Source organism: Bacillus cereus group sp. BfR-BA-01356, from assembly GCF_022663635.1.
Lineage (GTDB): Bacteria > Bacillota > Bacilli > Bacillales > Bacillaceae_G > Bacillus_A > Bacillus_A cereus.
In genome coordinates this window covers 50,785-64,463 of record NZ_JAKUFX010000019.1, presented here as the reverse complement: position 1 = coordinate 64,463, position 13,679 = coordinate 50,785, and the positions used below count along the sequence as shown (strand labels likewise).

Here is a 13,679-nt window from a genome sequence, read left to right as displayed (position 1 = left end):
TAAAATCGCCAATTTTTCAGCTTTAGAATATTTCATTCTAGCCATAAAAAATACTCCCCTTAGATAACAGATTTTTATTTTTTATCTGTCTACCTAATAGGGAGCATATCAATCCTCTTTCATTCACACATTGCAGCAACAAAAGAATCCTTTATTAGAAATCAAACAACTACACGGTGAACATGGATTTCTAAATCCGTACACTGAAAAATATAACGGGCACTCTACAAAACAAGCATATAATGTAATAAATTCATTTCTTGTAAAAAACACTCTTATAAAGGAGATGTAAATGACACTTACATTACTCTTACTTATTTTCATATTCATTGCCTTTTTCTCAGTGCTAACTATTATTTTCGTAACCGTAAAAAAGGGGGAGTTTTCCAAACGGCCCTACTTACAATCTATTATCGTTTGCATTTTATTTTTTACAAATTGGATTTTATATTTATCAACTTTTTATGCGTTACTTCCCGAAAAGATTAGTGAGTTCCTATTCCTACCCATTTGGTTTTTCCTTTGTATATTAGGTTTTATCACTTTCTGGCGCGAATGGAGAAACAATCGTGTGTTCTCCATATGTATCGGTTTTCTTTCCTTTATTAGTTTTTTATTTGGGCTGTTTTTGTTAGTTCTTTCGGGGATGTAATAGAAGAAGGAAGAAAAGCCAACTTTCAACTTTTCTTCCTTCTATGTTTACCTTTAGTTTTCACTGTCACTGATTCACAAGGTGTATAATATATTTGAGGTGTCGCCTTATCAACAAACATCATAAACGTAACGAAACCGATAATAAAGAAAATAAACAACGTTAACAAAATTGCTCCTATCGTTAAAAGTATCATAACACCACCCCTATATTTTTCATGTTATTACACTTTTCGCTATTATATGAGCGTAATCCTTTTTAGAAAAAGAAACGTAACAAAATAATCACAACCACTCCCGTTAATACTGTACCTAATAAACTACGAGTATATATCGCTACAAGAAATGTTGGAATTGCTGCGATAAGGTAATCCCACTGCATCGTCTCATGCATAAATAAAACTTGTGCTAAAAGCGCTGCTAATATCGCAATTGGTATGTAATTTAACCATTTTAAACCCCATTCAGGAATTTGTAGTTTGCTAAATACGAGTAGAGGTAAAATACGTGGCACGAGTGTAACAGCTCCTGCTGCTAGTAAAAGTAATAATACATCTAATCTCATTTCCATTTTTCAATCACCACTCCAATCGTCGCAGCTAGTAATGTTGCGATAATAACCGCTATACTATCTGGCATAAATAGGTGTGAAACGTATGCGATAATAATCGCTACAATTGCAACACTTAAATGAATTACTAGTTTTGGTTTACTACTTATGAGCTGAAGAACAAATAATCCGATAAACATCGCTGGTAATGCATAATCCATCCCATATGTATGTGGATCTGGTATCCACTCACCAAATAGCCCACCAATAATGGTAGCAAGTATCCAATTTAAATACGCTGTTACGTTAAGCCCAATCATCCATCTTTCACCTAAATATCCTTTTTGCGCTGCATGCTGCACTGCAACGCCAAAAGTTTCATCTGTAATTTGCGAACCGATGATTAAGTTTTTAAATAGAGGAATTTTCGTAAAGTACGGTGCAAGCGCTGCGCTCATTAATAAATGGCGTAAATTAACAAAAAATACAGTGAAAATAATTGCGGAAGCAGGAGCACCGGCTGCATACATACCAGCTAATATAAATTGGGCAGAACCTGCATAGATTAAAGTGGACATAAATGCAATTTCAATGATAGAAAAACCTGCTGTTTTTGCAATTACACCAGCTGCTATACCGATGCTCAAATAACCAAATACAGTTGGTAAACAATCTTTTACTCCTTGCTGAAATGTATCATCGCTCTGCAAAGCTACATGTGCCTGAGCTTTACTCATCTCTATCATCCTCCATTCCCTCTAAAGTTCGTTTTCCTGTTACGACATGAACTAAATCTATATTTTCACGCCATAACGTATCTAACTTATCAGCTCCAAATTCCTTTGTGATTTCTTCAACCATAATATCGTGCCGCACATACTCTGTCGCAACGAGAACTAGCGCTGGGTCATACGTTGTAACGGCCCATGAAGTGCTATCATTTGAGAAGTTCGCAATTAATACTTCCTCTCCATCACGAGCAATAACAGTTAAATGACCACCCATTCTCTTTTCAACAACGTGGGGCGTCATATAATTATGGTGAAATGTCGCTCCTATTTTTGTTTCTGGAGCTCCAAATAAGATTGAAAATATATGTACGCCTTCCTCTTCCTTTTGATGAATGTATGGCTCTATTTCATGCACTTGATCTTCCCATACAGAAATCCATAACTCTTCCTTAGCTCTACTAATTATATTGCATATTTCTTTCAAAACACGATCATTTGAGCGAATATGCGAAATTACATCAATCTGTCTTTCTTGTTCTAAACCATTTAATTTCTGGTCTAAAAACTCAAAGGACTTTTCAAAGTCTTTTCGCATTCGATTCATTAATTCGGTAGCTGGTACTGGTACATATTTAACTGGTTCAGAAGGTACAATATGCACCGCTCCTTTATCCATTAACTTACCGAGTACCTCGTAAATCATAGAACGAGGTACTCCTGTTTGTTTACTCACTTCATAGCCTGTTACTGGGGAATGTTTTAACAATCCAATATACGCTTTACATTCATACTGGGAAAATCCTAACTTTTGTAACTCCTTTATAATTTCATCCATCGGTAACCCCTCACAATCTAAATCGCCCTTACTTCAAAACGACGATTTTGCTTCCCTTTACTTTTTACTTTATCAATAACAAGTGTTCCTATTTCACTCGTATTTTTCACATGTGTGCCTCCACAAGCTTGTTCGTCTAAATTTTCAATTGTAACAATGCGGATTTCTTGGATAGTAGTTGGCAGGAGATTTATTGCTGTTTTAATCATTCCTACAGCATTTTCTGCTTCTTCGCGGCTCATATAACGAGTAGAAATTTCTTTATTTTGCTTAATAAGTTTATTCACTTCCTCAACAATTTCTTCTACTTCCACGCTCGATAACTCTTGTAACTCATTAAAATCGATACGTGCTTTATCAGGATAAATTTGATTTCCGGTGCATAGAGCTCCATACTTTTCATAAACAACAGCTCCGATAAGATGCAGTAAAGAGTGATGACGCATTAAATTATGACGTCTTTCCCAATTTATCTCTAATTTAACTGGACCTAATTTTACTTGAGCTTCATCTTTTATATAGTGAACTATTTCTCCTTGCTCCTTCTTTACTTTTTCAACTTCAAATACAGACCCATCTTGTACAATGACACCCGTATCACATTCTTGCCCTCCACCAGTTGGATAAAAAACTGTTTCTTTTACAAATACTTTATTCCCTTCTACTCTTATCACTTCTGTTTCGCAACTCGTTTTGTATGCATCTTCTAAATATAATGCCGTTGTCATACTCCCACCTCTTTAGTAGTTATAGTTATACCTACTAATATAAAAAAGAAGCTTCATAAAGTCAATTGATAATTCTGAAATTTGAAATTAATAAAAGACTCCTTTATTAGGAGTCCACTATCTCAATATTTCATTCGCTTCTTTTTCATAAATTTTATCAAATGACGTCATAACACGCTGTGATGCTTGAATCATCTTTTGATCTGTCATAAGATCTGCCATCTCTTTCGTCATATCTACATTTGAATTTTCTAGCATATGATTTTTTACTATTCCTGTTCCGTTCGGTAAATTAGCAATGTTTCCTTCTGCTAGTGTAAAGCTTTTGTTTTCACGTTGCACGAGACGTGCATTCGTTTCTGCATCTACTGTTTTTGTTTGTAAACGAGCAATATTATTTTGTGTTACTTCATCATATAATGTACCATCTGCTTGTACAGCAACCTTTGCTCCTTCTGGAATACGAATACGCTCATTATTCTCTCCCATTACGAAAGCACCAGATGACGTTTGTAAATAACGATCACTATTTAATGTGAAACTACCATCTCTCGTTAAAAACGTTTCATCATTTTTAGAAGTAACGAAAAATGATGTTGTGCCGGCCGCGCCGTCATCTAAAAAGAAATCTGTAGCGCTATTTGTCATTTGTATATTTCCTTGTACTAAATTCACATGCGTTGCAGCTGGTACTACAGCGTAATCGACCGAACCGATATTTGTTACCGCCCCATCTCCGCGGCGATATGTGTCTTGTACATCAAATACTTTAGACGTCATATTTTCTGCTTTAAATCCTGTCGTTTGAGCATTTGCAACGTTATTCGAATGAACATTAATGCGCTGCATGTAATTCATCATGCCCATAGAACCTATATAAAGACCGTTCATATTCGTTTGAATAAGGCAAGCGCCTTATTCTTCACCTCTTTTCTACGATGTTTGTAACATTTGTTTTGCTAAATGTTCAGCTGTAGCGATATGTATATTTTTCTTTATGTCTTGGCCATCTGTCATTAATACAATAGGAGCTGATGATACTGCTGGAATTTTCAACAATTCGCCACTACTTGCTGTTTCATCAAATTTCGTAAACACAATACCATCTATATGAATATCTTTAAAGTTTGTAATGATTTCAATCATATCTTTACTTTTCATAGAAGCTGATAACGTTAAACAAATATAATCTGGTTCTACTTGTCCCATCGTTTCAATCATTTCTTCCACTGTTTCTGACGTACGATAATTTTTCCCTGCTGTATCAATTAAAATATAATCGACGCGTGCTTCTTCTTTAAAATACGTAAGCGCTCTTGTCATTGCAGCTTCATCACGCACAGCAATTACTTCAGATCCAATTGTCTTTACGTTATCTTGCAATTGCTGCACTGTCCCTATGCGCGAATGATCGGTCGTTATAAAACCAACTGTTTTTTTCTTACCGTGAAATTGCCATGCCATTTTCGCCAGTGTCGTCGTTTTACCAACGCCAGTTGGACCGATTAATGCAATTGTTTGTACTTCTTTTTCAAAGACGTTTTCCGTATTAAAATGAGATTTCATATCTTCCAATATGTACCTGATAACTTCTTCTTCCGTAATCATCGTTGCATTTTCAAACTTTATTTTTAACTTTTCAGCATATGCATGAATGAAATATTGTTCCACATCGTTTTGTTCTAGCATCCGAATTACTTTTTGAATAATAAACGGTACAGATTCTTGATTTTCTTTCTTTGGAGCTACTTCTTCTTTCTTTACTGGAACGACTTGTTTCACAACTTTTTTCTTTTTCGTTACTTTCGTTACTTTCGTTACTTCCGTTTCTTTCATCGGTTTCACAACGACGATTCCTTTTTCAAACAGCTTTAATAGTTTCTCTTTTTTTCTTGCCCATTCTTCACTATTTCCTGTTTGCATCGCCGCGTATGACATAGAAGTCGTTACGTTTTCTAAATTGTGCAGTACTGATTGAATTCCATTCGCCTTCACAATTTGTTCTGAAGGATCATTCACAACATCCATTAATTGTTCATGAAATTGAGCTGTACCTTCATTCACTTCTTCCTGTTTTTCTTCTGGAAATGCAACTAACATTTCATAATCCTTTTTCCAAAAAAACGGTATATTTCGTTTTACACTTTCATCGACAACGTAATAATAATCTGTACCATATTGGTCAAATAACTTTCGATACAATTCATTTTTCGAAGCTGCTTTTATTCGCATTAACGCTTCTTTCTTTTCTGTACTTTCCATTACTTCACCCCCTACTATTCAATATAGGCAATTTGATCCACAACAATTTCTGGTGCTAATTCGCTAATACAAAGTACTTGTGCTTCCACTTGATAACGTTCTAGCAGTCTTACAATCGCAAATCTAAAATCTTTTCTACGTGTTAATAACACTGGTTCTCTTCCCATTAAACGTGCTTGTTTAAAGACGCGCTGCACTTGCTCAACGACACGTGTTTCTAAATCTAAATCCCAGTTTAATAAGTAACCTTGATATGAATTATTCACAACATCCGCATCTAACTCAATTGAATCAGAGAAGAGCGCTGCATATATTTTTCCGTCCGGATTTTTCGCATTTTCACAAATAACTTTTGAAATACATTCACGAACAAATGATGTCACACCGTCAACGTGGTTTTGATACACTTCTTTTCCGTCAATAATACCTTCAATAATTGTTGGTAAATCACGAATAGAAATACCTTCTTTTAGAAGTTGTTTAATAACATTTTGAACGAGTGATAAATCAATTTCTTTCTTCTTAATCTCTTCTAATAGAACGCCATTATCATTTTCAAGCGAGTTAATTAAGTCTTTTACATGTTGGCGCTGAATTAATTCATGAAGATTACGTCTAACGACAACATCTAAATGTGTAATTAATATGCTAAGTGGCTCTAACACTTGATAGCCTTTCATTTGTGCATCTTGCACCATATGCTCTAAAATCCAATATCCATCTTCACCGAAAATTGGATCTTTCGCTGGCTCTGCATCTAAATCAGCCATTACATTCGGTGTTTTCAGTGCTAATAAATAACCTGATTTTAAAACACCTTCAGCCGCCTTCGCACCTTTAATTCGAATAATGTAACGTCCGCGTGGTCTAAAGCTCGTATTATCTTTAAAGTTAATTCCAGGAACGTTAATACCAAGGTCAGTAATAATTGACTTCCTCATAAGAACAACTTTATCACGCGCTGTTTCCCCGTTAATTTTTTGCTTTACAAGTGCTGCTAAATCTAAACCGAGTTCTACTATAATTGGATATTTATCTGTAAATACTCCAAATGAATCTTCTACTTGTTGCAGTTGCTCATCTTCGCCTTGGATCATTTCTATTTCTTTTTGAAGCTCGTCTTCTTTTTCTTTCTTTATTCGATTTTTATTACGAATGCCTAAGAGGATAATTGTTCCGCCAACGAGTGCGAATGGTAGAAACGGTAGCGGAGTAAAAATACCCATTGCGATAAATAAACCACCGAGCGCATATACAACGACTTCATGCGCTAATAACTCTTTAAAGATACCTTCTGTTACTGTATCCGGTGAGCCGTCAAATACACGCGTTACGATAATACCTGTTGAAATTGCAAGCATTAATGAACCGATTTGGTTTACGATTCCGTCACCGACAGTTAACTGTGTATAATGAAGAGCTGCATCTGCAAAGCTCATTCCTTGCTGCATCATTCCGACAATTAAACCGAAAATAATGTTTACAAATAAAATGACAATCCCGAAAATAACGTCCCCTTTAATGAACTTCCCGGCACCATCCATCGCTCCGTAAAACTCTGTTTCCATATTTAATTTTTTACGTTTTGCTTGTGCATCTTTTTCTGAAATAATACGCTGGTTTAAATCAGCATCGATAGACATTTGTTTCCCTGGTAAAGAATCAAGTGTAAAACGAGCTGCTACTTCAGCTGTACGAGATGCACCGTTTGCAACGATAAACTGGAATATGATTAATACTGTAAAAATAACGATACCAATTAATAAGTTTCCGCCAATTACGAACTGGCCGAACTCTTCAATAACATGACCGGCATTTCCATCTGTCAAAATCGCTCGCGTCGTCGAAACGTTAATCGATACGCGGAAAATCCCGATTAATAACAACATCGTTGGAAATGACTTTAATTCATCCCACTCGTTAATACTTGTCGCTCGCATATAAATAAGCACTGACATACTTAGTAGAAAAACGATAATAATATCAAGTATAAATGGTGGAAGTGGAATTAAGAGCGCCACTACGAATGACGCTGCTAAAAAGATAGAAAAATAGGTTCTTGCAGAATCTATCTTAAACAAAGAGATCTCCTCCAAACGCGCTATTATACTTCAAGTTCATTCGTCTGAATTAAATAGCGCATAACTTCAATTACAGCTACATATAAATCTTCTGGAATCGCCTCATCTTCCTCGACTTGATAATATAAAGAACGAGCAAGCGGACGGTTTTCCACCATTGGTATTTCTTGTTCACGGGCAAGCGTTCGTATATATAATGCGAGCTCATCTTCCCCTTTTGCAACGACAATTGGTGCTGCATCAACGTGTTTATTGTAACGAAGTACGACCGAAATATGAGTCGGGTTATTTACAATAAATGTTGCGCCATCCATCTTCTTCGCAATTGTTCCTTGCAAGATTGCATGCATAAAGTTTTTTCGTTTCCCTTTTACTTGCGGGTCCCCTTCATTATCTTTATGCTCTTGTTTCACTTCTTCTTTTTTCATCTTAATATCTTGTTCATACTCCCATTTTTGATAAATAAAATCAATAATAGAAAGAACGATTAAAATAATTAAAATTGCTAAGAAAATAAATTTAATTTCCCTAATAATTTCAGTAAGTGATGCAGTCCAGTTAAATCCAATCATACTGACGATTTTCTCTAAATTCTTTTTAAAAAGAACATAAGCGACGTAACCGATTAATCCCATATAAAATAGTGATTTCAAAATATCAACTAAACTTTTACGACTAAACAGTCTCGTAAAATAGTTTTTCGGATTAATACGTGACGCCTTCGGTTTAATGACTTTAGAAGAAAATAGGAAACCGACTTGAATCATATAATTGAATAAATGAAAAGCGTATACGAGTATTAATATCGGAGCCGATACTTTCAGTAATAAAATCCCCATTAAATAAAAATACTCGGTTGAATCTGTATTTTTTCCAATTTGATCAAACAGCACCGCTACGGAATTCGCAATCTCATACCCTAGCCAATCTCCGAAGAAATAAACGACAACTGCTAATACGAGAATGGAAAATAAATTATTTAAATCTTTACTCCGGGCAATATTCCCTTCTTCACGCGATTTTTTACGCTTCTGCGGGGTGGCCTTTTCTGTTTTATTATCCTTTGCCATGCGCGTCCCCCTACTTCGTTAAGAAAAAGTTAAATAGTTTCGTATATTCTTCAAGTAATACATCCGTCATATTTTTAAACACATAACCGAGCATCGGTACACTCATCGCAATAAACAAAATACCACATGTAATTTTAATTACGTATGCATTCATAAAAACGTTTAATTGCGGAGCGTTTTTTGCAATTAAAATTAGAACAAAGTTAATGATGAATAAACTTCCCATCAGCGGCAGAGCAATTTCAACCGCTGATGTGATCGCAAATAATAGCGTTGCGAGTAGACTATCTAAAAAACTAGTCGTCAGCAATTTTGAAATCGCCTCTGTATATTGAAACGACTTTAAAATAGTGGCAACGAAATAATTAATGCCGCCAAGTGAAATAAAAATAATGAGGAAGAACATATCAAAAAGTGTTGAAAGTAAAGTAGACTGTGATCCTGCATTCACATCAAACAAACTTGCCTGTGATAAACCGATATCAAAGTCTAAAATATGTCCAGCCATTTTCGGAATGTTCCACAGCATTTCTACAATTTTTGAAAGAGATAATCCAATTACAATTTGCGTCGCTGCATAAGCAGCTACATCCCAAACCGTCTTTATGTGAGAAACATCAACTTGATCGGCAACTGTAATCGACAGACCGAGCCCAAATGTAACCTTCGCCATAGCTGGAATGGATCGTCCTGAGAAAAACGGTAAAAAATATAAAAATGAAGTAATGCGGCAAAACGCAAAAAACGTCGCCGCCCATAATTCCATATTCATTTCAGTTCACCTATCTTAGTACGAACGCAATAGCGATGGGATTTTATCAAATAAATCTAAAATAAGCGTCGTTAACTCTTGGAACATCCACGGACCTAAAATGATAATAACGAGGACGATACTCGCCATTTTCGGTAAAAACGTCAGCGTTTGCTCTTGAATTTGCATCATCGCCATAATGACAGCGATGATAATAACGACAATCATACTTACGCCGGCAACCGGCATTAAAATCATAACCCCTTTATAAAAAAAGGTTTGAAAAATATCTATAATTGGTGACGTATTCATTTATATGACTCCTATCACATAGCATCAAACGCTTCAGGCGACCGTTTTAAACATAATGTCGACGATTTTTGTATATCCACCTAAATATACGAAAACGAGTATTTTAAACGGTAAACTTAAAATCATCGGCGGTACCATCATCATCCCGAGGTACATTAAAAGTGTACTAATAATCAAATCTATAAATACAAACGCTAAATAAATGAACATCCCTGTTAGTAAACCTTTTTGAATTTGCGTTAACGTAAAGGATGGTACGAGCGTAAATAGTGAAAGATCCTTTAAATCTTTCGGCAACTCTTCTCCGCGTACTTTCAACATCATTTTTAAATCATGCTTATACGTATGCTTTGACATATATTCTTTCATAATAGGAGCTGTCGTTTCCGCAGCTTGACTTACTGTTATTTTCTCTTTCGTCATCGGATCCCACACATCACTCTTCAGTTGCCCAAGTACAGGCTGCATCGTAAAGAGTGATAAAAATAATGCAAGTCCAACAAGCACTTGGTTTGGTGGTAAATTCATTACCCCAAGTCCTTGACGTGTAATCCCTAGAACGATCATAAAATAAGTAAAATGTGTAAATAATAGAACGATAGAAGATGATAATGATAAAAGGGTAACGAGCGCAAATAGTTGTACACTTGAATTACTCGTAAACTCTTTTCCATTTTCGAAATTAATAAAACCGTTCGGGGCTGCATACGCTGGATTTACAAAAATAATTGAAAAAACGATAGAAAATACGAAAATAACGGCTAATAATGATAACTGTTTCTTTATTCTCATGATGGATCCTCTACTTTTTTCGTTTCACTCTTCACCGCGTCTTCTAGTGCTTGTTGAAACTGATTTCCTGTTCCGGTTAATTGCACAGACTGTACACCGTTATTACTAATAACAGTGAACACTTGCTTGCCGTCCACTTCAAATAAAAAGGCACTCGTTTGATGATTTAAATAAACGCCGTCTTTTACTTGTATATGGCCATTTTCACCCTGCTTAAAAAACTGCTGTTTGCGCGTCTTTTTCGTCATATAATATGCACCGTAACCGAGCGCACCAAACAGTAAAACGACTTGAAATAAGGTCGTCATATACGACATATGACTCCTCCTCTACTCTTTATCTTGCATTTGACTTTGCGCTTTCATAAGCGCCGCTTGTTTCTTATCAGCTTCAATTTCAGAAATGATAATACCGAATTTCTCGTCCATTACGATTGCTTCACCGATGCCGACTTTCATATTACTTAAATACACATCTACTTTATGTCCTAAGTTTTTCTCTACTTCCAGAACATCGCCAACTTTTAACTGCTTCACATCACCAAGCGTAATAGATGACTTTCCAAGCTTTACACCAAGTTCAATCGAAATATCTGAAACAGTATCAATATGTGCTTTACCTGCTTCATTTCGCTTTCCTGCAAAATCTTCTAATCCCATTAATGACACAGGAGATACTTCATGCTTCATATGGATCCTCCTACTCTACAAAACTTTTAAATAGGAGCGCCTTACGCGTTCCATCTTTTCCAATAAAACAATTAAATTTATGCTTTCCATCTACATAACCAAGTAATTCATCCGAAACTTTCGTATGAAGCGGAATAATATCGCCTTCTTCAATTTGTTCAATTTCACTCATTGTCATTTTCTGCTCACCAATTGCAACGTGAACAGGTTTGTACACTTGATTTACTTTCACTTCCACTTCAGACGTATACTTTTTGCGCTTGTCTGAAGAATGTTCGACAATATTTTCAGACGTTAACTTATCCATAATTTCTTCAACAGATAAGAATGGAATCCCGATACGCACCGTCGTATTCCAAAAATCTGTCTTCATATTTACGTTAAGTAATGAAATGATATCGCTCGCTGTCGTAATCTTTAGTGCATTCGGATCTGTTTCTGTCGTTACAAATTTCGGTTCAATCGCAACAACACTTTCAAATGATTGCTCTAAATTTTTACAAAGAAGCAAGAATATATTATCAAGCGTTAAAAACTCAAACGCTGTTAACGGTCTGCGCATCGTAAAGTTACGTTTACTATCTCCGCCAAGCCAACATTCATGAATATAAATAACGAATGCTAAATCAATCTCAATAACAATTTCTCCAAGCTCTGGTAAACCGAGATCAATTACGCAATATAAATAATAATCTTTCGGCATCTTCTCCACATACTCACTCGTAAATGGAACTTGCTCAACTGTTGAAGGCTCTAGTTCAATCGGAATACGCATACGCGCTGATAACGTCTGTGACGTCTGCTTTCCAAACGTAGAAGCAATCGCTTGCAAACTACGTAAATGCTCAACACCGAACTTCTCTGGTCTATTAAAATCATACTCTTGAAATTTCTCTTGCTTTCCTGCTTCTTGTGCGAAAGCTGGCATTTCCTCGCCTTCATTTACCGCCTTCAGCAGGGCATCAATTTGCTCTTGGCTTAATTTTTCGCCACTCATGACAATCCCCTTCCCTACCTTTTCAATTCAACGATTTCAACGTACATTTTTCCATTCTTCGTTAAAATCTTTCCGGTTCCAATCTCTTCATTCTCAAGCATAAGACGCACCGTATTTTTCGTTGAATTTTCAAGACGATACAATGTACCTTTCGTAATATGAAGCAGATCTTCAATTTTCTTTTTCGTATTTCCGATTTCAAAATAAATTGTTAACGGAATATCATCTTGTAATTTCAAATCTAGCCAACTCCCATATCATGTTCACGAAAATTTCATGTTCTCTCTATATATGAAACTTCTTATTTTGAAACGTCGATATTTAATATTTTTTTAATATATCCTTGCGTTTCTTTAAATGGCGGCACGCCTCCGTACTTTTTCACATTGCCAGGACCAGCATTGTAAGAAGCAAGTGCCAATACTAAGTCACCGTTATTTTTCTTTAAATAACCACTTAACTCTTTCACGCCACCTTCAATACTTTCAGCTGGTGAAAAGGGATTCTTCACACCCATCTCCTTCACATTCGCTGGCATAAGCTGCATAAGACCCATCGCACCTGCATGTGACACCGTTTTCGGATTAAAATTAGACTCTACTTCAATCATTTTTTGAATTAACGTTTTTGGAATTCCATATGTACGACTTACACGATCAATAATATCCTCATACTTCCCTTCATTGGAAGAACGTATTTTTTGAATATTATACTTCTTCGTTAATTCCCACGTATCAGCAGCCTCATTTTTCGTTTCTGGGAAACGTCGTTCAAACTCTTTTTGCGCAACTTGCACTTCATCTGCTTTCTTCGTTTCAACCTTTTCTTCAGGCTTACTCGCTTCCTCTACTTTATTAATAGATTCTGTCGGTTTATTAACAACCGCTTCTATTTTCGTAGATTGTACCGGCTGACTCATATCTTCTACTTTTGCCGGCTGCGTAGTAGCCTTCGTCTCCTTCGCAGGTTCACTCTGCAACTTCTCTTGAAAACGACTACTAACAAATGCTTGTGGACTACTTAGCTTTTGCTGAATTTGCCCTTTCTTATATGCAAGCACTTCTTTTACTATATTTCCAACTATCATAATATCACCTTTTCGGTAAACAAAGATAATCTAATATTAGAGTTTTTTTTTAAAGTTTGCAATAATCCTTTTGATAATATTGTAATAAAAAAAATGAACAAATAGGAAATTATCATTTTTTTATATTCATTAATTACAATTAT

Annotated in this window: 18 protein-coding genes and 1 pseudogene; 2 read left to right on the top strand and 17 right to left on the bottom strand. The window is 35.7% G+C overall.

Annotated features, from left to right (window positions below):
• Positions 1 to 112 precede the first annotated feature (112 nt).
• Both MR168_RS09770 and MR168_RS09765 read left to right on the top strand, forming a co-directional pair.
• Positions 113 to 292: pseudogene (locus MR168_RS09770) on the top strand (dienelactone hydrolase family protein); the annotation flags it as partial.
• Complete coding sequence (locus MR168_RS09765; protein ID WP_002164581.1) at positions 293 to 652, top strand: hypothetical protein; 360 nt, start codon at positions 293 to 295, stop codon at positions 650 to 652. It begins immediately after the preceding pseudogene.
• Positions 653 to 677: 25 nt separating this feature from the next.
• Here MR168_RS09765 and MR168_RS09760 read toward each other — a convergent pair whose 3' ends face one another.
• The 17 genes from MR168_RS09760 to MR168_RS09680 form a co-directional block, all read right to left on the bottom strand.
• Entirely contained in the window at positions 678 to 848 is a 171-nt protein-coding gene (locus tag MR168_RS09760; RefSeq protein ID WP_000602244.1) for a DUF3951 domain-containing protein, read from the bottom strand.
• A 62-nt stretch (positions 849 to 910) separates the two neighbouring features.
• On the bottom strand, positions 911 to 1,222 hold the full coding sequence (locus MR168_RS09755) for an AzlD domain-containing protein (RefSeq protein ID WP_000425954.1): 312 nt from the start codon (positions 1,220 to 1,222) through the stop codon (positions 911 to 913).
• Positions 1,213 to 1,938 (bottom strand): AzlC family ABC transporter permease, encoded by a 726-nt coding sequence (locus MR168_RS09750; protein ID WP_061457005.1) that lies wholly within the window; start codon positions 1,936 to 1,938, stop codon positions 1,213 to 1,215. The genes MR168_RS09755 and MR168_RS09750 overlap by 10 nt, the downstream gene beginning before the upstream one ends.
• Positions 1,931 to 2,767, bottom strand: a complete 837-nt coding sequence (locus MR168_RS09745; protein ID WP_059303953.1) for a TrmB family transcriptional regulator — start codon at positions 2,765 to 2,767, stop codon at positions 1,931 to 1,933. Before MR168_RS09745 ends, MR168_RS09750 begins: the two co-directional genes overlap by 8 nt.
• Positions 2,768 to 2,784: 17 nt before the next feature.
• Positions 2,785 to 3,495, bottom strand: coding sequence for an alanyl-tRNA editing protein (locus MR168_RS09740; RefSeq protein ID WP_000205398.1), 711 nt, complete (start codon positions 3,493 to 3,495; stop codon positions 2,785 to 2,787).
• A gap of 117 nt (positions 3,496 to 3,612) precedes the next feature.
• Positions 3,613 to 4,386, bottom strand: coding sequence for a flagellar basal-body rod protein FlgG (locus MR168_RS09735; RefSeq protein WP_001013934.1), 774 nt, complete (start codon positions 4,384 to 4,386; stop codon positions 3,613 to 3,615).
• Between the two features lie 42 nt (positions 4,387 to 4,428).
• Positions 4,429 to 5,757 (bottom strand): flagellar biosynthesis GTPase FlhF, encoded by a 1,329-nt coding sequence (gene flhF / locus MR168_RS09730; protein ID WP_086411992.1) that lies wholly within the window; start codon positions 5,755 to 5,757, stop codon positions 4,429 to 4,431.
• A 14-nt stretch (positions 5,758 to 5,771) separates the two neighbouring features.
• Positions 5,772 to 7,838, bottom strand: a complete 2,067-nt coding sequence (flhA, locus tag MR168_RS09725; protein ID WP_086411993.1) for a flagellar biosynthesis protein FlhA — start codon at positions 7,836 to 7,838, stop codon at positions 5,772 to 5,774.
• A gap of 23 nt (positions 7,839 to 7,861) precedes the next feature.
• Positions 7,862 to 8,908 carry a flagellar type III secretion system protein FlhB gene (gene flhB, locus MR168_RS09720; protein ID WP_001030110.1) on the bottom strand — a complete coding sequence of 349 codons (1,047 nt, stop codon included), beginning with the start codon at positions 8,906 to 8,908 and terminating at the stop codon, positions 7,862 to 7,864.
• A 10-nt stretch (positions 8,909 to 8,918) separates the two neighbouring features.
• Positions 8,919 to 9,680 (bottom strand): flagellar biosynthetic protein FliR, encoded by a 762-nt coding sequence (locus tag MR168_RS09715; RefSeq protein WP_001055706.1) that lies wholly within the window; start codon positions 9,678 to 9,680, stop codon positions 8,919 to 8,921.
• 15 nt (positions 9,681 to 9,695) lie between these two features.
• Entirely contained in the window at positions 9,696 to 9,971 is a 276-nt protein-coding gene (locus MR168_RS09710) for a flagellar biosynthetic protein FliQ (RefSeq protein ID WP_001098085.1), read from the bottom strand.
• 33 nt (positions 9,972 to 10,004) lie between these two features.
• A complete protein-coding gene (locus tag MR168_RS09705) occupies positions 10,005 to 10,763 on the bottom strand; it encodes a flagellar type III secretion system pore protein FliP (protein WP_001220582.1) in 759 nt (252 codons plus the stop codon).
• Positions 10,760 to 11,080: a hypothetical protein gene (locus MR168_RS09700; protein WP_000121176.1), complete on the bottom strand. Its 321-nt coding sequence runs from the start codon at positions 11,078 to 11,080 to the stop codon at positions 10,760 to 10,762. The genes MR168_RS09705 and MR168_RS09700 overlap by 4 nt, the downstream gene beginning before the upstream one ends.
• Before the next feature lie 12 nt (positions 11,081 to 11,092).
• Positions 11,093 to 11,452, bottom strand: a complete 360-nt coding sequence (gene fliN, locus MR168_RS09695; RefSeq protein ID WP_000680010.1) for a flagellar motor switch protein FliN — start codon at positions 11,450 to 11,452, stop codon at positions 11,093 to 11,095.
• 10 nt (positions 11,453 to 11,462) lie between these two features.
• Positions 11,463 to 12,449, bottom strand: coding sequence for a flagellar motor switch protein FliM (gene fliM, locus MR168_RS09690; RefSeq protein ID WP_000012360.1), 987 nt, complete (start codon positions 12,447 to 12,449; stop codon positions 11,463 to 11,465).
• Positions 12,450 to 12,463: 14 nt separating this feature from the next.
• Positions 12,464 to 12,688, bottom strand: coding sequence for a flagellar motor switch protein FliN (locus MR168_RS09685; protein WP_000775712.1), 225 nt, complete (start codon positions 12,686 to 12,688; stop codon positions 12,464 to 12,466).
• Positions 12,689 to 12,750: 62 nt separating this feature from the next.
• Positions 12,751 to 13,536, bottom strand: coding sequence for a lytic transglycosylase domain-containing protein (locus MR168_RS09680; RefSeq protein WP_000635225.1), 786 nt, complete (start codon positions 13,534 to 13,536; stop codon positions 12,751 to 12,753).
• Positions 13,537 to 13,679 lie beyond the last annotated feature (143 nt).